General features: G+C 69.5%; 17 protein-coding genes, 1 pseudogene and 1 riboswitch. Of the genes and pseudogenes, 4 read left to right on the top strand and 14 right to left on the bottom strand.

All coding sequences use genetic code 11. The features are described from left to right. Positions 1 to 44 precede the first annotated feature (44 nt). Genes FOF48_RS16410 through FOF48_RS16400 form a run of 3 tightly spaced genes read right to left on the bottom strand, consistent with a single transcriptional unit; the run spans position 45 to position 4,063 of the window. On the bottom strand, positions 45 to 2,144 hold the full coding sequence (locus FOF48_RS16410; RefSeq protein ID WP_143902661.1) for a BatA domain-containing protein: 2,100 nt from the start codon (positions 2,142 to 2,144) through the stop codon (positions 45 to 47). Continuing rightward, a complete protein-coding gene (locus tag FOF48_RS16405; RefSeq protein WP_143902659.1) occupies positions 2,141 to 3,022 on the bottom strand; it encodes a DUF58 domain-containing protein in 882 nt (293 codons plus the stop codon). The genes FOF48_RS16410 and FOF48_RS16405 overlap by 4 nt, the downstream gene beginning before the upstream one ends. 12 nt (positions 3,023 to 3,034) lie before the next feature. Further along, entirely contained in the window at positions 3,035 to 4,063 is a 1,029-nt protein-coding gene (locus FOF48_RS16400) for a MoxR family ATPase (protein WP_143902657.1), read from the bottom strand. A 511-nt stretch (positions 4,064 to 4,574) separates the two neighbouring features. Between FOF48_RS16400 and FOF48_RS16395 the strand changes: the two genes are divergently transcribed. Then, positions 4,575 to 5,726: a hypothetical protein gene (locus FOF48_RS16395; RefSeq protein WP_255442264.1), complete on the top strand. Its 1,152-nt coding sequence runs from the start codon at positions 4,575 to 4,577 to the stop codon at positions 5,724 to 5,726. A 170-nt stretch (positions 5,727 to 5,896) separates the two neighbouring features. Here FOF48_RS16395 and FOF48_RS16390 read toward each other — a convergent pair whose 3' ends face one another. The 3 genes from FOF48_RS16390 to FOF48_RS16380 form a co-directional block, all read right to left on the bottom strand. After that, positions 5,897 to 6,553: a CYTH domain-containing protein gene (locus FOF48_RS16390; protein ID WP_143902654.1), complete on the bottom strand. Its 657-nt coding sequence runs from the start codon at positions 6,551 to 6,553 to the stop codon at positions 5,897 to 5,899. Then, on the bottom strand, positions 6,537 to 8,096 hold the full coding sequence (locus FOF48_RS16385) for an HD domain-containing protein (RefSeq protein WP_186001933.1): 1,560 nt from the start codon (positions 8,094 to 8,096) through the stop codon (positions 6,537 to 6,539). The genes FOF48_RS16390 and FOF48_RS16385 overlap by 17 nt, the downstream gene beginning before the upstream one ends. Before the next feature lie 87 nt (positions 8,097 to 8,183). After that, complete coding sequence (locus FOF48_RS16380; RefSeq protein WP_143902650.1) at positions 8,184 to 9,335, bottom strand: hypothetical protein; 1,152 nt, start codon at positions 9,333 to 9,335, stop codon at positions 8,184 to 8,186. A gap of 178 nt (positions 9,336 to 9,513) precedes the next feature. Here FOF48_RS16380 and FOF48_RS16375 point away from each other — a divergent pair, with 178 nt between their 5' ends. Together FOF48_RS16375 and fliB are read left to right on the top strand one after the other, a co-directional pair. Further along, positions 9,514 to 13,128: a TIGR02266 family protein gene (locus tag FOF48_RS16375; protein WP_143902649.1), complete on the top strand. Its 3,615-nt coding sequence runs from the start codon at positions 9,514 to 9,516 to the stop codon at positions 13,126 to 13,128. A gap of 11 nt (positions 13,129 to 13,139) precedes the next feature. Beyond that, positions 13,140 to 14,498 (top strand): flagellin lysine-N-methylase, encoded by a 1,359-nt coding sequence (fliB, locus tag FOF48_RS16370; RefSeq protein WP_143902647.1) that lies wholly within the window; start codon positions 13,140 to 13,142, stop codon positions 14,496 to 14,498. Between the two features lie 9 nt (positions 14,499 to 14,507). On the opposite strand, the pseudogene FOF48_RS16365 reads toward fliB, so the two are convergent. Then, a pseudogene (locus FOF48_RS16365) lies at positions 14,508 to 15,071 on the bottom strand (DsbA family protein); the annotation flags it as partial. A 182-nt stretch (positions 15,072 to 15,253) separates the two neighbouring features. Here FOF48_RS16365 and FOF48_RS16360 point away from each other — a divergent pair. Next, entirely contained in the window at positions 15,254 to 17,284 is a 2,031-nt protein-coding gene (locus FOF48_RS16360) for a S9 family peptidase (protein WP_143902643.1), read from the top strand. Positions 17,285 to 17,321: 37 nt separating this feature from the next. On the opposite strand, the gene FOF48_RS16355 is transcribed toward FOF48_RS16360, so the two are convergent. The 7 genes from FOF48_RS16355 to FOF48_RS16325 all read right to left on the bottom strand — a co-directional run bounded on the left by FOF48_RS16355 (position 17,322) and on the right by FOF48_RS16325 (position 25,202). After that, positions 17,322 to 17,600, bottom strand: coding sequence for a hypothetical protein (locus FOF48_RS16355; RefSeq protein ID WP_143902641.1), 279 nt, complete (start codon positions 17,598 to 17,600; stop codon positions 17,322 to 17,324). 81 nt (positions 17,601 to 17,681) lie between these two features. After that, positions 17,682 to 18,377 carry a DUF4142 domain-containing protein gene (locus FOF48_RS16350; RefSeq protein ID WP_143902639.1) on the bottom strand — a complete coding sequence of 232 codons (696 nt, stop codon included), beginning with the start codon at positions 18,375 to 18,377 and terminating at the stop codon, positions 17,682 to 17,684. 230 nt (positions 18,378 to 18,607) lie between these two features. Continuing rightward, positions 18,608 to 20,404, bottom strand: coding sequence for a tetratricopeptide repeat protein (locus FOF48_RS16345; protein ID WP_143902637.1), 1,797 nt, complete (start codon positions 20,402 to 20,404; stop codon positions 18,608 to 18,610). Next, positions 20,401 to 23,544, bottom strand: a complete 3,144-nt coding sequence (locus FOF48_RS16340; protein ID WP_143902635.1) for a DUF4175 family protein — start codon at positions 23,542 to 23,544, stop codon at positions 20,401 to 20,403. The genes FOF48_RS16345 and FOF48_RS16340 overlap by 4 nt, the downstream gene beginning before the upstream one ends. A 241-nt stretch (positions 23,545 to 23,785) precedes the next feature. Then, positions 23,786 to 24,334 carry a MarR family winged helix-turn-helix transcriptional regulator gene (locus FOF48_RS16335; protein WP_143902633.1) on the bottom strand — a complete coding sequence of 183 codons (549 nt, stop codon included), beginning with the start codon at positions 24,332 to 24,334 and terminating at the stop codon, positions 23,786 to 23,788. Positions 24,335 to 24,609: 275 nt separating this feature from the next. Further along, positions 24,610 to 24,924, bottom strand: coding sequence for a helix-hairpin-helix domain-containing protein (locus FOF48_RS16330; RefSeq protein WP_201756425.1), 315 nt, complete (start codon positions 24,922 to 24,924; stop codon positions 24,610 to 24,612). A 35-nt stretch (positions 24,925 to 24,959) separates the two neighbouring features. Further along, positions 24,960 to 25,202, bottom strand: a complete 243-nt coding sequence (locus tag FOF48_RS16325; RefSeq protein WP_143902907.1) for a hypothetical protein — start codon at positions 25,200 to 25,202, stop codon at positions 24,960 to 24,962. A gap of 266 nt (positions 25,203 to 25,468) precedes the next feature. Next, positions 25,469 to 25,708, top strand: a riboswitch (cobalamin riboswitch). The last annotated feature ends 24 nt before the right edge of the window (positions 25,709 to 25,732 follow it).

The raw sequence follows: 25,732 nt of genomic DNA, 5'->3' as shown, positions 1-25,732 counted from the left end.
CCGTCGTCCGGAGCCGCCCCGGGGGGGGCGACGGCACCGGGCCGCTACTTGCGCAGCAGCGTGCCCTCGAAGAAGAACGCCAGGCACGCGGCCAGGATGAGCCACGTCCACAGCGGCACCGCGGGCTTGTCCGAGTCCCCCGTGGAGGCCTTCACCGTGTCCTCGCCGAAGTAGGCGGTCAGCGTGTCTTGCGGCACGCGGGTCAGGTCGCTCTCCGCCGGGTCCAACGTGGCGGCGAAGTCCAGCGCGGCCACGGGCTTCCCCTCCGCGCCCAGCACCGTGTGCACGCCCGGCTGCACCGTGGGGCCCGCGACGAACGAGCCGTCCGGCTGCGCCTTCACCGGCAGCTCGCTTCCGTCCGGCGCGCGGACCGCGCTCACCTTCTGCGTGCCCTCGGGGCGCAGCGTCACCGACTCGCCCACGCGCACGCGCACCTCCTCGCGCTCCTCCAGGGAGCCGGTGAGGTACGCGGCGAAGCGCTGCATCAGCGGCAGGAAGCTGGTCCGGATGGCGAAGTCGCTCCAGTCGCGGTCCACCGTGCTGGTGAACAGCGCCACGCGCCCCTTGCCCCGGCGCGCCACGGCCACCGCCGGCGCCCCGTCCTCGTACGTGGCCAGCACCTGGCTGGTGCCCGGCGCGGACGGGCTGTCCGCCTCCAGCAGCATGTACTTGTAGAAGCGCGCCCCGATGAGCCCCTCCTCCGCGCGGCCCGTGAAGGGCGCGAACAGCGGATGGTCCACCTTCACCTGCGCCAGCTTCGCCGTCTTCGTGTCCGCGTCGGGGTCCTCCCGCTCGGCGCTCGTGCGCACGAGGCGCAGCGGGCGGGGCAGCAACGTCCCCAGCCGCTGGTTGTACGCCTCCGGGTTCACGTGGTCGCCCACGCTCACGAACAGGCCGCCGCCGTTCTCCACGAAGGCGGTGAGCTTCGCGGCCTCTTCCTCGGAGGGGGCGGACGTGTTCAGCAGCAGCACCAGGTCATACGCGCTGAAGTCCTCGCGCAGCCCCACCTCCGCGTCGCGCACCGCCACGTCCACCGGCGAGCCGGGTGACGTGAGCGCCGCGTCCACGAAGAAGGCCTCGTCCCGGTAACGCGTCGCGTGCGGCGCCCCGTTCACCACCAGCGCCTTCAGGCCGCGCGGCACCGGCAGCACGAAGGCCCGCTGGTCGTCGTCCGCCAGCGCGTCCGGCGTCAGCGTCACCGCGCCCACCACCGTGCCACCCTGGGGGAAGCGCACCGTGAGCGTCTTCTGCGTCGTGCCACCCGCCGGCACGTCCAGGAAGCCCTTGGCCAGCGTGGACTCGCCCACGCGCACCGCGGCCTCCAGGTCCTTCGCGGGCTTCGCGCCGAAGTTGCGCACCGTGAACGTGAACTGGTACGCGCGCGGCCCCGCCTGGAGCGCGGGCTCCACCCGCAGGTCCACCAGCGCGTGGTTGTCCAGGGACTCGCGCCCCGACGCCACGTCGCGCAGCACGACCTCCGGCTTCACCATCGCGCCCGTGGGGCCCTTCACCGTGGGCGGCGGCGCTTCCAGCCGGAAGCCGGAGGCCGCCATGTCGGAGACCACCACTAGGCGCTTGCCCGGCATCGGGTTCTCCTCCAGCGCCCGCGCGGCCAGGTCCAGACAGCGGGACAGGTCCGCCGCGCCGGAGGTGGGCTTCGCCTCGTCCACCAGCGCCCGCAGGCGCGCGCGGTCGAAGCCCGGGGCCGGAGGCGCCTCCGGCGAGCCCGTGCACACCATCACCGTGGCGGGCTCTTCTGGCAGCAGGTCCTTGAGCGCGTCGCGCGCCTCGTCGCGGCCCTTCTCGAAGTTCGACGTGCCGTCCGACCAGCGCATGGACAGCGAGGCGTCCAGGATGATGGCCGTGGCGGCGGGGCCGCGCGTCAGCGTGGCCGCCTGCGCGTCCCGGGTGAACTCCGGCCTCGCCAGCGCCAGGGGAATGGCCAGCAGGATGAGCGTGCGCAGCGCGTAGAGCAGCAGCCGCTTCAGCTTGAGCCGGCTCGCCGTGCGCTTCTGGCTGCGCAGCACGAAGGCCAGCGGCCCGAAGGGGTGCGCCCGCGGCCGGCGCCGGTCGAACAGGTGCACCAGCACCGGGATGAGCGCACCCAGCGCGCCCAAGAGGAACCACGGGTTGCCGAACGTCACCGGCGCCTCCCTCGGCGGCCCAGGAAGCGCAGCAACACCTCATCCAGCCGCTCGTCGGTGCGCACCAGCTCGTAGTCCACGTCGGCCTCGGCGCACTTCGCCTTCACGTCCGCGAGGAACGCGCCGAACTCCTCCAGGTAGCTCTGCTTGATTTCGCGCGGGTTCACCTCGACGCGGCCCTCGCCCTCCATGTCCAGGAAGAGCGTGGGGTCGTCGAAGGGGAACGTCAGCTCCGCGGGGTCCACCAGGTGGAACACCGCCACGTCGTTCTTGCGCTGCCGCAGCGCCAGCACGCGCTTCAGCGCCTCCTGCCGTTCGTCCAGCAGGTCCGTCAGCACGATGACCGTGGAGCGCCGGGGCAGCACCTCCGCCAGGTGGTCCGCCGCGCTGCCCAGGTCCGTGGGGCCCTTCGCCTCCGTGTGCTCCAGCGCGTCCAGCAGCACGTTGAGGTGCCCGGCCGAAGCGCGGGGCGGCACGTCGCGGAACGCCCCGCCCACCATCAGCGCGAGGCCCGCCGCGTCCTGCTGCCGCACGAGCAGGTAGCTGAGCGCGCCCGCGAGCGTCTTCGCGACCTCCAGCTTGGACAGCGCGCCGCTCTGGTAGCCCATGGACGCGGACGCATCCACGACCATCACCGCGCGCAGGTTCGTCTCATGCTCGAAGCGCTTGACGTAGTACTTGTCGAACTTGCCGTAGGCCTTCCAGTCCAGGTGCCGGAGCTCGTCGCCGGGGGCGTACTCCTTGTGCTCGGCGAACTCCACGCTCTGGCCCTGATGCGGGCTCTTGTGGAGGCCGGACAGCACGCCCTCCATCACCGCGCGGGCGCGCAGCTTCACTCCCTGGAGGCGGGACAGCGTCTGGGCGTCGAGCAGCGCCATGGGGGGACGGGACTAGCCCTTCACCACCGTGAGGAGCTGGTCGATGAGCTTCACCGACGTGATGCCGTCGCTCTCCGCGGTGAAGTTGGGCAGCACGCGGTGGCGCAGCACGGGCCGCGCCAGCGCCCGCACGTCCTCCACCGTGGCCACGAAGCGGCCGTTGAGGATGGCGCGCGCCTTGGCCGCGAGCACCAGGTACTGGCTGGCGCGGGGGCCGGCGCCCCACGACACGTTCTTCGCCACGAAGTCCGGCACGCCCGGCTCCTTGGGGCGCGTGTGGCGCACCAGCTCCACCGCGTAGCGCACCACGTGGTCCGGCACCGGCACGCGGCGCACCAGCTCCTGCAGCGCGAGGATGCGCTCGGGGGAGAGGATCTTCTCCAGCTTCGGAGGCGCGCCCGCGGTGGTGCTCTTGACGATCTGCACCTCCTCCTCGGCGGAGGGGTAGCCCACGTCCACCAGGAACATGAAGCGGTCCAGCTGCGCCTCGGGGAGGGGATAGGTGCCCTCCTGTTCAATGGGGTTCTGCGTCGCGAAGACGAGGAAGGGCAGCTCCAGGGGGTACGTCCGGCCGCCGGCGGTGACGCGGTACTCCTGCATCGCCTGGAGCAGCGCGGCCTGCGTCTTGGGTGGCGTGCGGTTCACCTCGTCCGCGAGGATGATGTTCGCGAACAGGGGGCCCTGCATGAAGCGGAAGGAGCGGCGCCCGGTGGTCTTGTCCTCTTCCAGGATGTCCGTGCCGGTGATGTCCGACGGCATCAGGTCCGGCGTGAACTGGATGCGGTTGAAGGACAGGTTGAGCACGTCCGCCAGCGTGGAGATGAGCAGCGTCTTGGCGAGCCCGGGGACGCCCACGAAGAGGCAGTGGCCGCGGCTGAAGAGCGAAATCAGCAGGTGCTCCACCACGTCGCGCTGGCCGACGACGCGCTTTTCAATCTGCTCGACGATGGCGCTGCGGGCCTGGGCAAGCTCCTCGACGGCGCGCAGGTCCTCGGGGGGGGCGTCGGACGGGGGGAGTGGGGCGGGGGCGGCGCTTTCCATGGAAGGGTTCTCTTAATCGGCGCGCGGGGGGCGGACCAACGGTTTCCGTCGCCTCGGCGCCCGAGCGTGGGGTGGCAACCGTTCCGTGCCCTGTGTATTCCGAGGCGACAGGCACGGGTCCCCCCGGCCCCGCGCCCGTCCCCCCGTCCGCCCCCCGGCCGGTTTCGAGTCCCCTGGGGGAGGGGGGAATGCCGCACCGTGGACACACTGCTTACGTTCCCAAGGCACCTGCGATGGAGCAGGGCAGGCATGGGAGCACGGCATGCGTTCAGCACGACGGGTCATCTGGGGCGGGTGGGCACTTCTGGGCGCGGGACTCCTCGGGCTGGGCGGTACCGCCTGCGGGGGGGCCTCGGCCGACGAAGGCGCGGATGGGACGGCCCGTGCGGAAGTCCAGAATCCCGTCCCCTCACCGGCCCCCGACGCGGCGGCCCCCTCCGCCGGGACCCAGGCCCCCTCTGCTGGGACCCAGCCCCCCACGACGGCGGCCCCCGCGCCCGCGGCCCCGGCGGTGAACCCCTGGTCTCACACGCTGGGGGGGCCGCAGGACGACACGGGCGCGGCGCTGGCGGTGGGGCGGGGCGGGGATGTGCTGTGGGTGACGTCCGGCACGCCGCGCTCGGACGAAGACCGGGCGCAGGTGGAGGGTGAGCGGCTCGTGCTGACGCTGTCTCGCTACACGGCGGACGGGACGAAGCTGTGGGCGAAGGAGTTCGAGCGCAACCGCTTCTCCGACCTGCGCGTGGCCGCCTCCACGGGGGCGGACGGCGCGGTGTTCCTGTCCGGCAACGCGTTCCTGTACTCGGCGGACTTCGGACTGGGAGAGGCGCAGGACGGCTTCCTGGTGAAGTTCTCCCAGGCCGGCGCCCCCGAGTGGCAGCGCCGCGTGGGGCAGAAGGTCTACGGGGTGGCGGCGGACGCGGCCGGCGGCGGGGTGGCCCTGGGGGAGGAGTGGACGACGGAGGCCCATACGCCCCGGTTGGTGCGCTACGCGGCGGACGGCACGGCGCGCTGGACGCGGACGTTCGACGGCGCGCGGGACGGCACGCGGCTCTCGGCGGTGGCGCTGTCGGCGACGGGGACGTCGGTGGTCGCGGGGCGGCTGGTGGGCCCGGTGACGGTGGACGGGCGCACGTTCGACGCGGAAGGCGCGGGCGGCTTCGTGGTGCTGGCGTTCGACGCGGCCGGCAAGCTGACGTGGGGCCGCGAGGTGCCGGGGGGGAACGGGAGCGTGGGCTCCGTGTCGCTGGGCGCGGACGGCACGGTGGCCGTCGCGGGAGAGGCCGTGGGCCCGCTGGTGTGGAACGGCGCGGCGCTGGATGGGGGTGGGCCGTTCGTGCTCACCGCGAGCGCGGCGGGTGAGGAGCGCTGGGCGAAGCAGCCTTCGTGCGGCACGGCGTCGGTGGGCACGGTGGCGGCGGTGGAGTCCTCGGGCGCGGTGGCGGCCGCGTGCGGCAACACGCTGACGCGCTACGCGGCGGACGGCGCGCTGCTGGGGACGAAGAAGCTGGCGCCCGAGGCGTGCGGCAGCGGCACGTGCTCGCTGGCGACGACGGCGCTGGTGGCGCCGCCGACGGCGGGGTTGCTGGTGTCGGGCTGGCAGCGCGATGGGGCGGGCGACACGTGGAACCAGGATGCGTTCCTGCGGCTCGTGGCGCCGTGATTCCAAGCGGGCATCGGGGCCGCGCTACCACGCGACCTCGATGCCTCCGGTGTCTTGCGCCCAGTCGGTGATGGCGCGGTCACGCGTGATTCAGTATCAGTCCGAGTCTGGGAGGGACGTGATAAGACATCGTGAGCCCCTCCCAGGGAGAGGGTCTCGTGGACTGAAGATCAAACCAGTGAACGATTGGGTAGACTTCGCCAGCAGTCTGATTGCCTTACAGCAGCAACGGCACGCTGGAAGCGTTCAAACTTGCTCAGTGTGGACGGGCGAGCGCTCGGAGCCTGCTTGATGACCATGTGCGCTAAATGCCTTTGCAGGTCGAGATCGTCATGCTCAATCTCGACTTCATAGAAATTTCTGCCGTCGGGTAGGCGTACCCAGTCAACTTCTATGCATCCAACATCGACAAGCTCAAGAACATGGCGAGTGTTTCGCATGTATCCGACTCTATCGAGAAGCGGGATGTTCAAGCCCAGCAGGGCATCTCTGAATATTGGAGTTAGATGGCTTTTTACGTCGAGCTTCCTGGGACTGTTGGCGACATGACTGCACGATGCAATTGCTTGGCTTGCAGGCGTCTCAAACTCCCTGCTTGTTCGCTGGCCATTTTGTGTATGTAAAGGGATTTTAAGAGTAGCCACTGCGGGCCTCCCAGACGCAATCCTTATTCGGAAGGTAGCGCTTGCGGCCGCAAGAATCCAGTTGAAGTCGTAGTAGATGTTGAGTTGCTCAGTGGTCTTCTTGATCAGATTGTCGCTTAGTAGGCGAGTGAAGTCGAGGTGGCTAATCTCCAGTTTGGTTTCGACCTCAAGCTTGCTCTGCATTTGATTTTGCCTCACCGAGAAGATTTAAGGACTTTCTGAAGGCCGTTCGAATCTCCTTGGCCATAGCGGTGTCAGCGGTTCTGACGTAAATGCGGTAAATAGACTCCTCAGCTTTCCCTAGCGTCTGGATGATTGGGGAAATCAACTCCCACTTCGCGTCGGGATCTGCGAAATAAACTCCGTTTACATCCTGCTTAAGTATTACGGCTCCGTTATTGAGGTCTTTTGTTGCTTTTGGTTTAATCTTGTCTGGATGAAAGATGGCAGTAGGAAATTTGACTTTGAGGTCTCGCAAGATAGCGTCCTGCTGGGAAGCGTCAAGATCTCTGTTGTCCTGGAAGTCGACCACACGCTTCCAGAGTTTCCGATCGTGAATTTGTTGAGCGAGATCATTGATTTCCTTGTTGTCAATTTCTTTGCGAACCCCTTGTCCTCTCAGCATGTCAAGGAAAATATCATCACCCAGGTTGGCGTAGCCTTGCACCAATTCATCAAGACTGTTTTCTGGTATGATGAACTGTGAGGTGGTGTCGGCCAGTGTCGAGATATGGCCGAGCATGGACTCAATTGCTCTGTTTGTTTTGTGATAATAGACTTGGACAAACAACTCGAATCTCGCCTGTATGAAGTTCTCAACCGCGCGAGATCCACTCAATTTGAGTCCGAGTCTGTATTGCTTGGAGTTCTGCTTTTCTGTCTGGTAGCATAACATTGTTTTGAGCAGCCGATTTCTGTCAAATAGCCCATAAGAAACGCCGCAAGAGCGGCTGTCCCTTTCCAGGTAGTCCATGCGATCTGCGTCGGCTGGCGCTGATGCAACTAGGTCGTGGATTAGTGGAACCCATGGAGCAAGATCTCCACTGATAGAGTGGAATGCGAGTTCTCCAAGGATGGCGGCTGTGACGGCTTGAGGTGTTTGAGAATCTGATTTGTCAATTTGATGCCAAATATAGGTGAAAAATATGCATGACATTACTTCGTGGGGCACTCGGAGTAATGTGCCGGCGGACTGCGGGTCTTTATGGGCATAATCTCGGAAGATGTCCTTGAAGTCCGAGAGAGCTGCAAGCCGCTTGTCTCCGAGCATGTTCAATACAGAGTTGAGACTAGGGGCAAACCGATCAAATGTGTGCGACAATGGGCCATGGCCCAGGTCGTGAACAAGCGCGGCAAGTCGTGTTATGCGAAAGATTTCCTTGAGTGTCGATCTGAGGATGGTGTTTAGATCGAATGCTTGGCTGTGGTTTGTTTGGTTGATGTTGGTGATGATTCTTTGTTTTGATATTGATGATGTTGAGTTGAAGAGCAGGCTGCGGAGCATTGAGTCCGCGACGAACAGGACCCCTAGGCTGTGCTCGAATCGCGTATGCGTCGCTGAGGGGAAAACAAAATGCAAAAGGCCGTTCTGTTTTATTTTCCTGAGTCTTTGATATACCGGGTCGTTAATTACCCTGGTTTCGCTGTCCGTAATGCGCACAAGGCCGTGGATTGGGTCGAGGATTGATTTGGTTAGTTCTAGAAGATGCGGTGCGGTATCTTGCATTCGGGGGTCACCTGGGTAGACGCGACGCTCTTGATTGGGAGTGGCACCATATCGATGCGGCATGGGAATGGAACCTTGTGATTGAGGCTAATTTCTGCTTATTGGAGAGGTCATTAGCTTTAGATCGCGACTCAATCCCTCTTCCCGGCCGACGCGCCAGATGTACTGGTCCAGGAAGTAGTGGTGCAGCGCGAAGCCCCAGATGAAGCCTTCCATCAGGTCGCGCAGCGTGAGCCCGTGGGGGCCCAGCGCCACCTTCGCGTCGAACGCGCCGCAGCCCGGGTGCACGCCCATGCCGCAGCCCAGCGTCCGGTACGCCAGCGTGAACGCGAGCCCACAGAGCGCGTAGACGATGAAGCGCTGGCTCACCTTCGGCGCCCAGCCGAACGCGGCCCGGTCCACGCCATCCGCGTGGTAGCGGTTGCGGTGAAAGAACCAAACGATGCCGTGGTACTGCACGTTGTGGAACGCCGTCACCGCCACGGTGAACATCAGGAAGTCCATCCGCCGTGACACCGACGGCCAGAACACCAGCGACGTCAGCCCCAGCGCCGCGCCCAGCATCAACAGCTTGGGGCCGTTCACCCCCAGGCCCTGGCGCCACCGCCACACCTGCCGCGCCGCGAGCACGCCCACCACCCCGAGGACGACCGCGAAGCACGCGTGCGCGGCCACGACCTCCCAGGTCGGGTCCGCCATCAGCCCCAGCCGTCGCCTTGCCCCCGGGTGCGTCAGCGCGAACGCCACGAACGGCGCGAGCAACCCCACGTACAGCGTCACGCTGTCCAGCCGCCGGTCCCACGCGTCCCGCTCCCCGGCCTTGCGCTGGTAGAGCACCATGATGCCGTAGTGCTGGCGCACCACGTGCCAGTACGCCCACAGCGCCGCCAGCGTCACGAACACCGCGAACGGCCAGCGCTGCCCCGCCAGCATCGACACCGCGAACACCGCCGGCCCCGCCGCGAACCAGCCCAGGCTGCCCCACAGGAGCCGCGCCCGGGCCTTGCGCTCGCGCGTGTCCAGGTACGTGCGCGACACCGTGGCGAACAGGTGCGGCCCGTCCAGCAACAGCACCCAGGCCCACCACAGCGGCGGCCCGCTCACCCCACCCAGCAGGTGCAGCCCCATCAACGCCAGGCTCGCGCCCAGGCCCCCTACCGTGGAGAGCAGGTCGTGCCGCCGGTCCACCAGCCACCGCGCATGGAGGGGAACCGGGGCGAGAGAGGGAACCGCTTCCATCGGGGACTCCCGTCCGGTGAACCCGGACTCCTTCTCCAGGAAAACGAAGTCCCAGGATAGCTGGGACATACAGGTAAGTCGCAGGCGCACCTGGAGGTATCGTTGGGATACCGGACGGCCGGACAAGGGCCCAGAACCCCCTTGAGGGAATGGCCCTGGCCCGCGACAGTGCCGGTCCATGGATCAAGGTCGGCGTACCTCGGACCGCAAGTCGGTCGGTCTGTTGGTGAAGCTCAAGCATGAGTCCGTGGGGAGCTTCACCGAGGAGTTCGCCACCAACCTCAGCCCGGGCGGCATGTTCATCCGGTCGCGCACGCCGCAGCCGGTGGGGACGCCCGTGCGCTTCGAGGTGCAGATCGCCAACGGCGTGCGCGTGCTCCAGGGCACCGCCACGGTGCGTTGGGTGCGCGAAGTGAACGACCCCGCGGGGCCTCCGGGGATGGGGTTGCAGTTCCAGGAGCTGGATACGCCGAGTCGCGCGCTGGTGGAGCTGATGCTCCAGCGCAAGCCGGGGGGCGGTGCCGCTCCGGTGGCCGCGCCGCTGCCGTCCATCGCTCCCGTGGTCGCGCCCATTGCCGCGCCCGTGCGTCCGGTCGCCGTGCCGCCCGTGGCCGCGCCCGTGCGTCCGGTCGCCGTGCCGCCCGTGGCCGCGCCCGTGCGTCCCGTGGCCGTGGCCGTGGCACCTCCCGCCGCCGCGCCTGTCCGCCCCGCCCCGCAGGCTCCGGGCGGTGTCGCGCTCGATTCGCTCTTCGACGACCTGGATGCGCCCGCGAGCCCCGAGCCCGCCGCGGATGAGCCGTTCTCGCTGGGGGGCCTGGACGAGCCGTTCTCGCTGGGGGGCGCGGACGATGACGGGGGCATTCCGCTGACGGATCCGTCCAGCGAGGTGGACATCCCGCTGGATGAGCTCATCGCGGGCACGCCGCCTCCCACGGTGCAGGGCGTGCTGACGGGCGACGACGAGCCGCTGCCTGGGTTGGACTTCGAGTTCGAGGTCCCGGTCTCGGACTCGCCCATCGCGATGGGCGAGTCGCTGGACGAGGTGCCCATCGAGATGGGCTTCTCGGTGGAGGATGGATCCGCGTCGGAGTCCGGTGACGGCGGCGGATTCGAGCTGGACATGTCGGACGCCTTCGAGCCCGCGCCGCCGCGAGTCGCGCCAGTGCCTCCGGTGTCCGTGCCGCGAGCGGCCCCACCGCCGCCCGCCGTGATGGCGGTGGTGCCTCCCGTCGCTCCTGCCCAGACCTCCGGTGGCAGCACCGAGTTCGAGCTGGACCTGTCGGTGGATGACGACGGGCCGCTGGAGCTGGCGCGCGAGCCCGCGTCGTCGCCGGGTCGTCACCGTCCGCTGGGCCGCGAGCCCGCATCGTCGCCGGGTCGTCCCGCGCCGGGACTGGGGCGCGAGCCTGGATCCGCGTCTGGCCGTGCCGCGCCGGGACTGGGCCGCGAGCCTGGATCCGCGTCTGGCCGTGCTGCTGCACCAGGGTTGGGCCGCGAGCCTGGATCCGCGTCTGGCCGTGCCGCGCCGGGACTGGGGCGCGAGCCCGGCTCCGCTTCAGGTCGTGCCGCTGCACCGGGGCTGGGCCGTGAGCCTGGATCCGCTTCAGGCCGTGCCGCGCCGGGACTGGGCCGTGAGCCGGGTTCCGCCGCCGGGCGCCCCGGCGCGCGTGCCCCTGCTCCTGGCGAACTGCCGCTGGAGCCCGGCTCCTTCGCCAACCGCCCCGCCGCGCCGGGACTGGGCCGCGAGCCGGGCTCGGCCTCCGGGCGCCCCGGCGCGCCAGACCTTTCACAGGAGCCCGCGTCCTCCTGGGGCCGCGCCGTCCCGCAGCAGCCGCCGCCCCCCGCGCCGCGCGCGTCCGGCGGCAGCGCCGAGTTCGACCTGGACCTGTCCTTCGACGACGACGGGCCGCTGGAGCTGATGCGCGAGCCCACGTCCTCGCCGGGACGTCCCAGCGCGAGGCCCGCCGCTCCACCGCCGCAGGCGCGTCCGGAGGTGCTTCCTCCGTCCGTGCGCCAGGCCCCCGCCGCCCCCGCCGCGCCGAGCGCCCCCGCGATGCTGGCCCCCGCCGCCGCGCCCCAGGTGGCCACGCCCGCGCTGGACGCCAATGGCCAGCCGCGCCCCATCTACCTCACGCCGCCGCAGGCGTTGTCCGGCACGGGGCCCGTGATTGGCATCGACCTGGGCACCACCAACTCCTGCGTGGCGCTCCTCACGAACGGCCGGCCCGTCGTGCTGCGCTCGCGCGAGGGTTACAACACCATCCCGTCCGTCATCTCGCTGAACGCGCAGAACAAGCTGCTCGTCAGCCACCGCGCGAAGAACCAGCTCGTCCTCCGGCCCACGCACACCATCTACGGCGCGAAGCGTCTGGTGGGCCGGCCCTATGACAGCGCCGTGGTGAAGCAGGTGCGCGAGCGCTTCCACTACGAAATCACCCCCGACGCCGCCGGTCGCGCCGCCGTGCGTCTGGGCCCTGACGTGCTGTCGCTGGAAGAGGTGCAGGGCATCATCCTGCGCGAGTGCAAGGAGATGGCCGAAACCCACCTCAACCAGAAGGTGGAGCGCGCCGTGGTGACGGTGCCGGCCTACTACTCCGAGCCCCAGCGTGAAGCCGTCCGCAAGGCGGGCCACATGGCCGGCCTCAAGGTGGAGCGCATCCTCAACGAGCCCACGTCGGCGGCGCTCGCGTATGGCCTCAACCGCGAGCTGAACAAGAAGGTGCTCGTCTACGACCTGGGCGGCGGCACCTTCGACGCGACCATCCTGCGCATCGAGAAGAACGTCTTCGAGGTGCTGGGCACCGGCGGCGACATCTTCCTGGGCGGTATCGACTTCGACAACCTCATCGTCGACTTCCTCCTGGAGCGCTTCCAGGAGAAGGAGGGCATCGCGTTCAACGGGGACGGCATCGCGCTGTCGCGCGTGGGTGACGCCGCCGAGCGCGCGAAGATGGGGCTGTCCGAGCGCAGCACCTTCGAGGTCCACATCCCCATGCTGATGATGGACGACGCGGGCCGCCCCCGGGACCTGCGCGTGACGCTGTCGCGCCAGGACCTGGAGAAGATCTGCGATCCGCTGCTCAACCGCACCATCGACGTGGTGCGGGACGTGCTCCTGGACTCCAAGCTGCGCGCGTCCGACGTGGACGACATCATCCTCGTGGGCGGTATGAGCCGCATGCCGCTGGTGCGCGACAAGCTCAAGGGCCTCTTCGGAAAGAACGCGCAAGCGAGCGTCAACGCGGACGAGGCCGTGGCGCTGGGCGCGGCGCTGTACTCCGGCTCGGTGGACAAGGTGAGCAGCGTGGTGCTCATCGACGTGCTGCCCATGACCATCGGCGTGGCCATGCCCGGTGGCGGCTTCAAGCGCGTCATCGAGCGCAACAGCCCGTTGCCCACGCAGCGCTCGTTCGCCATCAGCACCTCGCAGGACAACGAAGAGCGGATGGAGCTGTCCATCTTCCAGGGCGAGGACAACCACATCTCCGCCAACGAATACCTGGGCACCGTGCGAATGGAAGGACTGCCGCGCGGTCCCAAGGGCTCCGTGCGCGTCGCCGTCACGCTCAAGCTCGACTCCGAATGCGTGCTGCACGTGGAGGCGCGTGAGTACTCGTCGCGCAAGGAGGTGAAGGCGACGCTCGCCACGCGCTACTCGCCGGAGGAGCTCCAGAAGCAGCTCCAGGTGAGCAAGGAGGCGGTCAGCGCCGCCGAGGAGCGCCGGGGCGCCGACCTCAAGGAGCGCGCGGGCCGCTTCTGGGGCTTCGTGAAGAAGGCGCTGGGTCGCAAGTAGACTCCGGGCTCATGACCGCTTCGGCCCCCCGTTACATGGCGCGCTTCCGTTGCATCGCGGAGGCGTGCGAGGACACCTGCTGCGCGGGGCTGACGGTGCCCATCAGCGAGTCGCGCTGGAGCCTGCTGCGCCAGAAGGTGGCGGGCGGTCCGGACGAGGCGCGGGTCTCGGCGTTGATCACCCCCAATCCGGACGGCGCCACGGGCCAGCAGGCGGGCATCCTGGGCAAGCGCGCGGATGGGCACTGCGCCTTCCTGGATGAAGCGAAGCTGTGTTCGCTCCAGCGGAAGCATGGCGAAGCCGTGCTGCCGGACGGCTGCTCCGTCTTCCCGCGCGTGCTGACGCGCTGGGGCGCGCAGGTGGAGATGGCGGGGTCGCTCGCGTGTCCGGAGACGGCCCGCCTGTGCCTGCTGGCGGAGGACGCGCTGGTGCGCGAGCCCGTGCCCGAGGCGCAGGCCCTGCGCCCGCAGGTCGCGCGGCAGGTCGCCTCCGGTGACGACGCCTGGACGGCCCACGCGGACGCGGTGCGCGAAGCGATGCTGCGGCTGCTCACGCGCGGCGAGGTGCCTTTCGCCACGCGCCTGTACGCGCTGGGCTCCATGGCGCTGGACCTGGGGGACTTCTATTTCCCGGAGACGCCAGCGTTCACGGGGGATGGCGCCGCGCATCCAGGCGAGGCGTCACCCGCGAGCGCGCGCGAAGCGGAGCCCGGAGAGGCAGCCTCCGCGAGCGACGTGCGGACGGCCCCACGCGAGGAGTCCGCCGAGGCGCGGCTCGCGCGCATCCTGAGCGAGTACGAGTCCACGGACACGTTCACGTCCCTGCATGCGCGACTCGACGCCCTGGAGCTGCCCGGAGGTCCCTGGGCCGGCATCTGCGGCGCCGTGCTCCGCTCGCGCGAGGCCGCCGTCGGCAGCCCCCGGTTCCTCTCGCTCGTGCGCGACGTGCGCGCATCGTACGGTGGCGCGGACGCCTCACCGGACGATGCGTGGCGCCTCCACGCGGCCCGCCGCGCGGCGCTGGAGTCCCTGCACGGCGAGCGCTTGCACCGCTACTTCCTGCACCACGCGCTCAACCACGTCCTGCGCCACCCGTTCACCGAAGCCCCGAGCCTCCTGAACGCCGTGTTCCTGCTCGTCCTGCGCGCCTCCGTGGTGCGCTGGGTCCTGCTGGGACACCCTGCCGTGGTGGCGCTGCTGGATGCTCCGGAGACGCCGGCCGCGGCCCTGGACGCCGCCGCGGTCGAGTCCTTCCAGCTCGTCGCCAAGCACGTCGAACAGGCGCCCCCGTTCCTCGACTTCGCGAAGGGGCTGGCCGGCGAAGGTCCGGAGACCTTCGCGCGGCTGCTCATCCTGGTGAAGGGCCTGTAGCGCCGCCCGTCAGCCCTGGCCCTTCGGCTTCGCGCCCAGCTGCTGCATGGCCCGCTGGAACGACGGGTACTCGTGCGCGCCCTGGATGGCCACCTTCTCCCCCAGGATGAACGTGGGCACCGCGCGGATGCCCATCTCCTGGGCCTCGCGCACGGACTGCTCCACCACCTGTCGGTAGCGGCCGTCCTCCACGGCGCGCTGCAAGGCGTCCGGATCCAGCCCGGCCTCCTCACCCGCGCCCCGGAGCGTGTCCCACTGCCAGAGGTCCTGACCCTCGCTCCAGTACCGGCGCAGGATGGCGGCCTGGAAGGGCTCCAGCCGGCCTTGTGAGCGCGCGTACTCCGCCGCCTCGTGCGCACGGCGCGTCGACGGGATGATGTCCCGTTGCACCATCTTCAGCCCGGCCTTCGCGGCCCGCAGCTTCAGCGGGTTGTTCGGGTCCTTCATTCCCTGGCGCACGTACTCGGGCAGCGGCAGCCCTTCCGGAGGGGTCTCCGGGCGCAGGAAGTAGGGATGCCACTCCACCTGGACGTCGTATTCCTTCTTCAGCTTCTCGACCTCACCGAGGCCGACGTAACACCAGGGTCAAACGAAGTCGGACCAGATGTGGATGACGATGGGTGCGCTCATGGCTTGAATCTCTAGCACCGCGCGTCAGGGCCTTCCACCCCTTCCAGCGTGGCCCGCACCCAGCGGTGGACAGAGCCTCCCTCCAGAGGCACGGTCCCGGTTCCATCTCCCAGGAGGAATCTTCCGTGCCCCTGTCGCTCCTCGCGGCCCTGGCCCTCGGCGCCGCTCCGGCGCCCGCGCCCCGGCCGTTCACCCAGCAGGACCTGGTCACGCTGCGCCGGCTCAGCAGCCCGCGCGTGTCACCCGACGGCCGCCAGGTCGCCTATGTCCTGCGCTCCACCGACCTGGAGATGAACCGCGGTCGCACCGACCTGTGGCTCGTCAACCTGGACGGCACGAACGGCCGGCAGCTCACCGCCCATCCGGACAACGACAGCGACCCGGTGTGGGCCCCGGACGGCAAGAGCCTCTTCTTCCTGTCCTCGCGCGGCGGTTCGTCCCAGGTGTGGCGCCTGCCCGTGGATGGCGGTGAGCCGCTGGCCGTCACGCAGCTGCCGCTGGACGTGAACAGCTTCGCGCTGTCGCGCGACGGCCAGCAGCTCGCGGTGGCGCTGGACGTGTTCCCCGACTGCGCGAACCTCTCCTGCAACACCCTGCGCTTCGCGGAGGCGCAGAAGAAGAAGACCACCGGCCGCGTCTACGACCAGCTCTTCTTCCGCCACTGGGACACCTGGCGGGACGGCACGCGCTCACACCTGTTCGTGGTCCCCGTGGCCGGGGGCACGCCCGTGGACGTGATGAAGGGCATGGACGCGGACGCGCCCAGCAAGCCCTTCGGCGGCGCGGAGGAGTTCACCTTCACGCCGGACGGCAAGGGCATCGTCTTCGCCGCGCGCGACGTGGGCCGCGCCGAGGCGTGGTCCACCGACCTGGACCTCTTCCTCGCGCCCATCGACGGCAAGGCGAAGCCGCGCAAGCTCACGGAGAAGAACCGCGCCACCGACACCAGCCCGGTGTTCAGCCCGGACGGCAAGACGCTCGCGTACGCGGCCATGTCGCGCCCCGGCTACGAGTCCGACCGCTACCGCATCATCCTGCGCACGTGGCCGGGCGGCCAGGAGCGCGTGCTCGCCGAGAGCTGGGACCACTCCGCCAGCTCGCTCGCGTGGAGCCGCGACGGCGCCACGCTCTACACCACCGCCAATGACGTGGGGCAGAACCCCGTGTTCGCGCTGGACGTGGCCTCTGGCGACGTGCGCCGCCTCACGCAGGGCGGCAACGCGGACGGCGCCCAGCCCGCGGCGGACGGACAGGTCGTCTACGCGCTGGATGACCTGGACTCGCCGTCGGACCTGTACGCGGTGAAGGCGGACGGCACCGGCGCCCGGCAGCTCACGCAGGTGAACAAGGACGCGCTCGCGGGCCTCAAGTTCGGCGCCTTCGAACAGTTCGAGTTCAAGGGCTGGAACGACGAGACCGTGCGCGGCTACGTCGTGAAGCCGGTGGACTTCGACCCGAAGCGCCAGTACCCCCTGGCCTTCCTCATCCACGGCGGCCCGCAGGGCAGCTTCGGCAACCACTTCCATTACCGGTGGAACCCGCAGGTGTACGCGGGCCGCGGCTACGTGGCGGTGATGATCGACTTCCACGGCTCCACCGGCTACGGCCAGGCGTTCACCGACTCCATCGGCGGAGACTGGGGCGGCAAGCCGCTGGAGGACCTGCAGAAGGGTCTGGCCGCCGCGCTCCAGAAGTACCCCTTCATCCACAAGGAGAAGCGGTGCGCGCTGGGCGGCAGCTACGGCGGGTACATGATCAACTGGATCGCCGGCAACTGGCCGGACGGCTTCCAGTGCCTCGTGAACCACGACGGCAACCTGGATGAGCGCATGGCCTACTTCGACACCGAGGAGCTGTGGTTCCCGGAGTACGACCACAAGGGCCTGCCGTGGGAGAACCCGCAGGGCTACGCGAAGCACAACCCGGTGGACCACGTGGCGAAGTGGAAGACGCCCATGCTCGTCATCCACGGCGGCAAGGACTACCGCGTGGTGGACACGCAGGGCATGTCCACCTTCACCGTGCTCCAGCGCAAGGGCATCCCGTCCCGCTTCGTCTACTTCCCGGACGAGAACCACTGGGTGCTCAAGCCGCAGAACAGCATCCAGTGGCACGACGAGGTGCTGGGCTGGCTGGACCGCTGGACGGGCAGGTAGCCCGCCCGCGCGGCGTCCCCTGGGGGACTGACGGACCTCAGGGGATGCCGAAGCAGTCGTCGATGCAGTTGGAGAGGACCTCCGCGCAGGTGCGGTCGGAGATGCACTGCGAGCACTCCGCGGTGCGCGCGCGGCGCTTGTCCTTCTCGCTCTCCTTCTCGTCCTCCCAGGCGCCGATCTTCTCCGCGCACTTGCCGGTATCCAGGTCGGAGTCGAAGCACTCCTTGCGGCGGTCGCAGATGGAGTCGGCGTCGTTGGAGCAGCCGGTGAGCAGCAGGACGGAGACGCAGGAGGCCAGGGCAATCAGTCGGGACATGGCCCGGCACTTAGCACGCACCCGGTGCCCCCCGCGAAGGCGCTTCGCGAGAGGCACCCCGCGCGCTTCACCAAGGCTGCACTACTTCGTCTTCGTCGAACCGCTCGGCGAGGTGCCGTGGTTCATGCCGCCGTGGTCCATGCCACCGCCCTGGCCGGCGCCACCCACACCCAACGCGTCATTCAGTTTGCCCAGCGTCTGGTAGGCCATGTCGCGGTGCTTGGGCAGCTCCTGGCTGAGGTTGGTGAGCATCGTGGCCAGCTCGCCCGTGGCGCCCATGCCGTGCTGCGCGGCCAGCACCATGCCGATGGCCTCGTCATGGGCCGCGACCTGGCCGGCGACATAGTTGGAGTCGAACGGCGGGCCCTTCAGCCCCTGGAGCTTCTCCATGTCCGCCTTGTCCGCGGCCATGGACTTGCGCTCCGTGTCGTTGGTGGCCTTGGGCGTGTCCGCCAGCTTCAGGCTCTGCGACTTCGCATAGTCCGTGACCTTCTTGTCGGCGGCCGTATGCGCGTCCACCATCATCTTCGCGTAGCTCTGCACGTCCGGATTCTGTGAGTTCTGGAGCGCGAGCTGCGCCTGCTTGATCTCCGACTGGTTGATGTAATGCAGGCGCTCCAGGAAGGCCTTCGGGTCCGTGGGGGCCGTGAAGCCCTTGAACTCGGCCATGCCCTGGGTGCCGGACTTCGTGCTGGGGGACGCGGAGCTCTGGGCCAGCGAGATGCCGCCGGCGAAGAGGACCGCGGCCAGGGTGACTCCGTGCAGGGTGCGCTTCATGGGGTGCTGCTCCTTTCAGGGCCTCGGGAGCGAGGCCGGACGAGGTCGGAGGACCCGGCACGACCGGGGCCGCGCGACGCACGTTGGAGCAGGACAGGACAGTGCACCCAGGGGCTGGGCTGGCGGACGTGCGGCAATGCACGTTCCTCCCGTCTCCGGGTAGGGCAGTGGACATCCTCCCTGCCCCCGGGGCCGGGGACGGCGTTCAGTGCGGCACGGTGGGTGGGCGGCTACTTCGCGGGCTTCGGCGCGGGCGCGGGCTTCGGCGCGGGCGCGGGCTTCGGCGCGGGCGCGGGCTTCGGCGCGTCGGGCGTGACGGCGGGGACGTTCTTCGTCTCCGACAGCTCATCCTCCGCGCGCAGGAAGGCCTGGGCGGCGCGGTCCACGTCGTCGGGCTTGAGGCCGGTGAGGTTGGCGGCGGCCACCCGCGTGCGCGTGGCGAGCGCCGTCTCCCCCAGCGCGCCGTGGATGCGCGTGAGGGCCACGTGGATCTCCGGGTCGAACGGGTCGGAGGCCAGCGCCTCCAGGTAGGCCGTCTTCGCCTTCGGGTAGTCCTTGCGGAACAGCAGGATGCGGCCCAGGTGCACGTTGGTGGAGGGCGAGCCCGGGTGCATGCGCAGCGAGCCGCGCAGCACGGCCTCCGCCTCCTCCAGCCGGCGCAGCTCCAGCAGCGCGAGCGCGAACTTGTTGGAGACGGATTCGTACTTGTCGCCCACCAGCTTGTGCGCCCGCGAGTACTCCTCCGCGGCGGCCTTCACGCGGTTGCGCTCGCGCAGGAGCTCCCCCAGGTGCGCGAACTTGCGAGCGGGCACCTCCGTGACCTCGGAGAAGCCGCCGAAGGAGATTTCCCGCCCCTTCTTCTCGCTGTCCTTCCGAGCCCCCTTGGCGTCCTCCTTGAGCACCACGCGGTCGTCGCGCGGCACCAGCTCCTGGGGGAAGGGCTGCTTCTTCACGTAGGTGAGCCAGGTCTTCTCGAAGAGGGGGAAGGGCATGCCCGTCGCCGCCTCCACCGCCTTCTTGTCCGGCTGGCCCGCCTTCAGCTCCTGGAGCACCGTGCGCAGGCCCGCGGTGCCCTTGGTGCCGTGGATGTAGTCGATGGCGTAGAACACCTCCGCGAACGCGGTGGCCGCGTCCTCCGCCGTGGGCAGCATGGCGATGGAGGGGTGCATCTTCTCGAAGGGGATGAGCTTGTCCTCCTTCACGCGCTTGCCCAGCAGCGCCTGCGTGGAGGGCGTCATCGCCAGGCCGCCCCGGCCGCGCCAGCGCGACTCCAGGAACTTGGCCAGGCCCTCGTGCAGCCAGATGGGCACGGTGTTGTGGGACATCTGGCTGACCACCAGGTGCACGTACTCGTGCGCCAGCGTGTCCTGCCAGTCGTAGCCCTGCGCCACGGCCTTGGGGCTCGTCACCATCAGCTTGTTGAACTTGCAGATGGCGATGGTGCCCGTGGTGCGGATCTGCTTCTCCGTCAGGGTGCTGACGCGGGACAGCTCGCGCGCGTTGTTCACCACCTCCACGCGCACCTTGCCCGGCGGCGTCCAGCCCAGGTCCTCCGCGAGCGCGCGGTGGATGGACTCCAGCGTCTCCAGCGCGTAGGGCACCAGCACCTCTTCCTTGCCCTTCGGGTAGATGAAGATGAAGTGCTCGCTCTCCGCGCGCTGGTGGTCCTTGACGATGGCGCGCGTGTCCTTCGCGAGCCGCAGGTAGCTGCCTGGCTTGTCCTCGATGTTCGCCCCTTCCAGCAGCGTCACCGCGTCGTCGTACTGGCCCTCCTCGAAGGCCACGCGACCCTGGAAGTACTTGAGGGGCTCCAGCTCCGAGGGCACGCGCTTCTCCACCTCCGCCAGCTCGCGCCGCGCGGTGCCCACGTCCCAGTCGTCCAGCGACTGCTCCACCTTGCCCAGCCGCGTCTTCACCTCTTCCTTGAGGGCCGGGTCGGGCGGCTGCGCGAGGGCGGCGGGGACGGCGAGGAGGAGGGCGCAGAGGGCGCCCAGGCTCCGGATTCCCGCGTGCGTGCGGTGGCTCACTTCACCAGCTCCTCGTAGTAGCGCTTCACCTGCTCGCGGTACTTCTCCGGCGCGCCCTGCTTCATCGCGTCCAGCAGGTCCTTGCGGAACTCGCGCGGCGCCTGGAAGGCGTCCTCGTCCGGCAGCTCCACCTTGTCCTGTGGGTTGCGGCCGTTGCCCTCCTGGCGGCGGCCGGAGCCCATGGGCATGGGCAGCCCGCGGCCTCCCTTGCGGCCCTGCTGGCTCTGCTGCATCTGCTGCTGGAAGCGCTTGAGGCCCTCCATCGCGGCCTGCTGCTCACCGTAGCCTCGGCCCGGGTCGCGCCCCTGCATGCGCTGGGACGCCTCTCCCATGCGCTGGCCAATCTCATCCATCTGCTGGCCGGCCTCCTCGCCGAACAGCGGCGCCGTCTGCTCCATGTCCTCCATCTGCTGGCGCAGGCCCTGCGCGCGCTGCTCCAGCTGCTGCTGGCGCTGGCCCAGCTGCTGGAGCTGCTGCTTCTCCTGCTGCGACAGCTGCGAGCCCGGGGGAGGGAAGAGGCCCTGCAGCTGCTGGCTCACGTCCGACACGTCGCGCGCGTCCTTCTTGAGGCGCTCCGCGAGCTGCGCGGACTGCTGGCGCACCTCCGGGGGGTTGCCGAACATCTCATCCAACTGGCGCTGCTGTTCGCCCATGCCGGAGAGCTGGCGGGCCGCGTCCTCGGCGCGGGCGGCGGACTCCGCGGCCAGGTCGAAGTCATCCACCTTGAGCGCGTTCTCCACGTTGCGCAGCTCGGACTGGGCTTCTTCCAGCGGGCGGGCCGCGCGGCTGTTGAGCCGGGAGGGGTCCAGCTTCTGGTAGCTCTCCTGCACCTGCTTCACCTTGCGGGCGAGCTCGTCCTTGAGGGCCTGGCCCTTCTCCTTGAGCCGCTCGCGGTTCTGGCCGCGGGCCTGGTCGCGCAGGGCGCGCGTCTGGTCCGCGACCTTCTGCTGTTCGTCCATGGTGCCCTGGAGGTCATCCATGAACTTGCCGAACTTCTCCGCCAGCTCCGGGTACTGCTCCGCGCCGAAGTCCTCCTGGGACTTGTCCATGGAGTCGAGCATCTCGTCCATCTGCATGCCCAGCTCCTGGAGCTTCGCCAGGGCCTCGTCCGCCTTGCCTTCCTGCATCAGGCGCTCCACTTCATCCATGGCGCCCTGCATGTCCTCCTGCTGCATCATCTCCGACAGCGCCTCGGCGTTGAGGTGCTCGTCGCGGATGCCCTTGCGCAGCTCGGCCATGCGCTGCATCAGCTCCTGGATGCGCGACTTGAGCTGCTGGATCTGCTGCATCACCTGCTCACGCGCGGACTCGTCCGGGTTGGCCTTGTACTGTTCGATGAGGCGCGACAGGTCGCGGCGCTCGTTGGCCAGCTGCTTCGTCAGGTCCTGGAGGGCCTCCAGCTTCTGCCGGTCCAGCAGCGACTCCAGGTAGAGGATGTCGCGCTCCACGCCCTCGATTTCGTCCTCCACCACGGCGCCGAGCCGGGTGCCGGTGCCCCAGTCCTCGCCGCGCGCGCGCTGGGTGCGCAGGAACAGGCGGCGGAAGTCGGAGGTGGTGCTCACGCTGCGCTTCAACTCTCCGCCGATGTTGATGAGCGCGGAGACGATCTCCTTGGGGACGTCCTTCTCGCGCGACAGCTCCTGGCCCTGGGCGCGGAAGTCGTCCGCGAGCGCCTGACCGCTGGTGTCCACGGTGCGCGCCGCCTCCACCGCCTGCGCGTCCTTCTGCTTCGCGCGGTCGGGGCCCTCCAGACGGTCCGCCAGGTGGTCCACGAGCCGGCCCCAGAGGGCCTCGGCCTTCTCCAGGGCGGCGCGGCGGTGCTCGGCGGCGCTGTAGACGCGCAGGGTCTGCGTGCGGCTGACGCCCTTCTTGGGGCCCTCCACCGCGTCGTTGTCCTTCGCCTCCACGTAGTAGGTGATGCGGTCGCCGGGGGCGGGCTTGAGCGGGCCCAGGTCCCAGGCGTACGTGCCCCGGCTGCGGCGGCTGTCCTCGCGCGGCAGGTTCACGCGCGTCTCCTGCTTCGCGCCGGGCATGCGGAACACCAGCGCGAGGCCGGACAGGCCGTAGTCGTCGGTGGCCTCGTACTTGAGCGTCACCGTCTGACCGGGGTCGACCTCGATTTCAGTGGAGGGCGTGAGCAGCGTCACCTGGGGCGACTTGTCCGCCTCCACGGTGAGCGGGATGTCCGGGCCCACCGCGAGGGGCTTCGCGCGCGCGCCGTAGAAGACGAAGTGGTAGTGGCCGCCCTGCTTCGCGATGAAGCTGCCGGTCAGCTCCCGGCCTCCCGCGACGGTGAGGGGCAGCACCTGGTCGTTGACGACGACCTCCGCGCGCTGGATGGCGCGGTCCGAGCGCGTCTTCAGCGCGACCTCGGTGCCGGCGGGCGCGCTCACCTCTCCGTTGGTGCCCGGCACGGTGCGCGGCGCGAGGCCGGTGTACGCGGGGTAGCGGTACGTCAGCTCGATGTCGCCGGTGATGGGCTCCACCTGCGCGGCGGTCTCCGGGCGCGCGGCCTGCTCCCGCAGGTGCTTCCAGCCCGCGGCCCAGCGGCCGCCCACGAAGAACATCAGCACCGCGAGCGCCAGCACCGCGCCGGCGCAGGCCATGGCCACGCGGCGCAGCGGCTGGGTGTCCACCACGAGGCCGGGGTCCACCGTGCCGGCCCGCGCGTCCATCTGCGCGAGGAACGCGTCCGCGAGCTGGGGGGACCAGCCCGCCTCCTCGCGGCGCTCGTGTGACAGCTCCACCGCCGCGAGCACGTCCAGCGACAGCTCCGGGCGGCGCTGGCCCACGAGCCGGGCGGTGAGCAGGTCGTCGCCCACCTGACGGCGCGCGAGCACGACGCCGAAGAAGCCCGCCACCGCCGCGCCCACCGGAACGGCGAGCCACAGCAGCACCTCCGCGAGGCCCGGCGCGACGCGGCCCAGGAGGCCCGTGGCGAAGAGGAGCCCGAGCGCCGCGACGGCGCCCAGGAGGATGCCCTGGGCCCAGAGCTGGCGGCGCTGACGGGCGCGCACCTGGGCGAGCAGGTCCGCCACGCCGCCCGAGCGCGCTTCGCGCCGGGCCTGGGGCGGTGGGGCCGGAGGAGGCGGCGGGGGCGGCAGCTCGGGGCCTGGGCTCTGCGGTGTCTCGAGGTTCACGCTGTCTCGTCCGCTCGTCGGTCGCGGGCCAACCCCGGGCAGGGCGGGCTATTTCCCAATAGTGACGCACTCCCGCCGTCTTCGCGCGGGCATCTGGGGGAAGGACGTCGGATGGGGCGGCCCTGTGTCCGCCGCAGGAAGGGGGGCGGACGGCAGGGTTCGGGGGACAACGCGGAAGGAGGACCCCGGACCTCCCCCGCCCGGTGGGAACGACCGGAGGGCAGGGGAGCGGGATGGACGCTCAGCCTTCGGCGGTGGGCTTGGACGGCGTCTCCGCGGGGGTGTCCTCGTGGGGCGCGGAGAGCCCGCCCAGCTCCTCGGCGAGCGCGGTGAGCACCTCCTGGGTGAAGACGATGCGGTCGCGGGGCATGCGAGCGAGCACGCGCTGCACGGCGGACTCGACGGTGCCCTCGGACGGGATGTCCAGCGAGCGGCCGGCGTCGGTGAGCGCGAAGAGCGCCTTGCGGCCGTCCAGCGGATCCGACTTGCGCTCCAGCAGGCCGCGCTTCTCCAGGCGCTTGAGCACGCCGGTGAGCGTGCTGGGGTGCACATGCAGGATGTTCGCGAGCGTGCCGGCGGTGATGCCCGGGAAGCGTCCGACCAGACGGATGACCAGGCGCTGAGGGCCGGTGAGCCCCAGCGTGGACTCCATCCGCTTCGACGTGGATTGCAGGCCGTGGTCCACGGCCCAGAGCAGGCGCATGAACTCCAGCACTTCACCCAGTTGCGGTCCCCGGGACTTGCTGCCGTCCGGGCCTGCCATCGACTCCGGGGCTTGAGTGTCCTTCATGGGCGCATCCTCCCTCACCTACGGCCTCCCTGTCTTTCTACGGTGGTCCAACCTGTTTGGTGTGTCCTAGCGCGTCGGCCCGGCCGTTCCAGCAAAATCAGGATGGGATGAACGGCGCAGGACGGGGCTGCCCGCCTGGAGCCGGGACTGGCGTCATGACGCATCGGGGCGTCCAGGGGAGAGGCTTCAGAGGGAACGAGGGCCGCCACCCCGGGCATGCCGGAGCCCGGAGGCAGCGGCCCTCACGAGCCTGACTCAACCGATGGTTGTGTTTGTCATGGGTTCGTGACGTTTCCCTCCCTTCCCGGCGGCTGGGGGGCGGGGACCTTCTCCTGCTTGAGCGTCGTGGGGCCGCTGAGCGCCAGGTGCGCGCGCAGCTTGAGGAACTTCTTCTTGCCGAAGCCCTTGACCCGGACCAGCTCCTCGACGCGACCGAAGGGCCGCTTCTTGCGGTGCTCGAGGATGCGCTGCGCCGCCTTCTCACCCACGCCCGGCAGCAGGTCCAGCTCCGCCGCCGAGGCTTCGTTCAGGTTCACCACCCCCACGTATTGCGTGCGGGAGCTGGCGGCGTCCGAGCGCCCCGACCCCATCAGCACGCAGCCCAACACCCACGCCCAGGCCCACTTCACGAGTGGCCCCCCACGCCCGCCTCCAGCGCCGGCTCGCCCGAGAAGCGCCCGCCTGCCGCCATGTCGCGCTTCTCCGCCGCCTCGCGCACGTGCAGCTTCCCGTCCAGCGGCAGCACGTCCAGCAGCACGTTGAGCGAACCGTCCTTGTTGACGAACGCGCTGCCAGCGCGCACCCAGATGCTCCCGCCCTTGCCCTCGCGGATGGAGAACACCGCCAACCGCTTCCCCGCCATCAGCATCGACACGCTTCCCCCTTCAGACTCCCGCGCCACCACGGCCCGGGCACCTCGCTGGCTCGACCGCCTGAGGTCGCGTCCGGGCATGAGCAGTCCGCATGCCAGCGGCGCCTTGCTCGGGGACGTGGCCCTCGCACCGTGCGGCGGTGCACGAGGCGTCCACGCGGAGGGATGGGCGCGGATGCTCCAGCGTGGGTCTTGTCAGGTGAGAGACGTGGCGGGTCGGGACGCGCACGGGCCGCGCCTTGACGGGCTACAGGTGACCTCCTAGAAGGGCCGGGCCCTTGGGTGCCCATGCCGGGCTTTCAAGAGGGAAGCCGGTGCGAGTCCGGCGCGGTCCCGCCACTGTGAACGGGTCGCCCTGAGGTCCAGGGCTGGAAGCCTCGGCTGTCACCACTTCCGCGTCAGGACGCGGAGGGAAGGTGGAGGGTTCCTTCCAGAAGGGCGCGGTGTGCGCCCACGTCTGGAGTCCGTGAGCCAGGAGACCTGCCCGGGGGTGCGGCCGTGTCCTCAAGGAGGACCCGCCGTGAGGC

The organism is Corallococcus sp. Z5C101001, from assembly GCF_007352635.1.
In the GTDB taxonomy this organism is placed as follows: Bacteria; Myxococcota; Myxococcia; order Myxococcales; family Myxococcaceae; genus Corallococcus; species Corallococcus silvisoli.
This window is presented reverse-complemented; position numbering and strand designations above follow the sequence as displayed.

Excerpts from the sequence above, each read along its gene's own strand:
- FOF48_RS16405 (WP_143902659.1), bottom strand. The coding sequence starts at position 3,022 with ATGGCGCTGCTCGACGCCCAGACGCTGTCCCGCCTCCAGGGAGTGAAG.
- FOF48_RS16400 (WP_143902657.1), bottom strand. The coding sequence starts at position 4,063 with ATGGAAAGCGCCGCCCCCGCCCCACTCCCCCCGTCCGACGCCCCCCCC.
- FOF48_RS16390 (WP_143902654.1), bottom strand. The coding sequence starts at position 6,553 with ATGCAGAGCAAGCTTGAGGTCGAAACCAAACTGGAGATTAGCCACCTC.
- FOF48_RS16385 (WP_186001933.1), bottom strand. The coding sequence starts at position 8,096 with ATGCAAGATACCGCACCGCATCTTCTAGAACTAACCAAATCAATCCTC.
- FOF48_RS16380 (WP_143902650.1), bottom strand. The coding sequence starts at position 9,335 with ATGGAAGCGGTTCCCTCTCTCGCCCCGGTTCCCCTCCATGCGCGGTGG.
- FOF48_RS16375 (WP_143902649.1), top strand. The coding sequence starts at position 9,514 with ATGGATCAAGGTCGGCGTACCTCGGACCGCAAGTCGGTCGGTCTGTTG.
- fliB (WP_143902647.1), top strand. The coding sequence starts at position 13,140 with ATGACCGCTTCGGCCCCCCGTTACATGGCGCGCTTCCGTTGCATCGCG.
- FOF48_RS16355 (WP_143902641.1), bottom strand. The coding sequence starts at position 17,600 with ATGTCCCGACTGATTGCCCTGGCCTCCTGCGTCTCCGTCCTGCTGCTC.
- FOF48_RS16350 (WP_143902639.1), bottom strand. The coding sequence starts at position 18,377 with ATGAAGCGCACCCTGCACGGAGTCACCCTGGCCGCGGTCCTCTTCGCC.
- FOF48_RS16335 (WP_143902633.1), bottom strand. The coding sequence starts at position 24,334 with ATGAAGGACACTCAAGCCCCGGAGTCGATGGCAGGCCCGGACGGCAGC.
- FOF48_RS16330 (WP_201756425.1), bottom strand. The coding sequence starts at position 24,924 with ATGGGGTCGGGGCGCTCGGACGCCGCCAGCTCCCGCACGCAATACGTG.
- FOF48_RS16325 (WP_143902907.1), bottom strand. The coding sequence starts at position 25,202 with ATGCTGATGGCGGGGAAGCGGTTGGCGGTGTTCTCCATCCGCGAGGGC.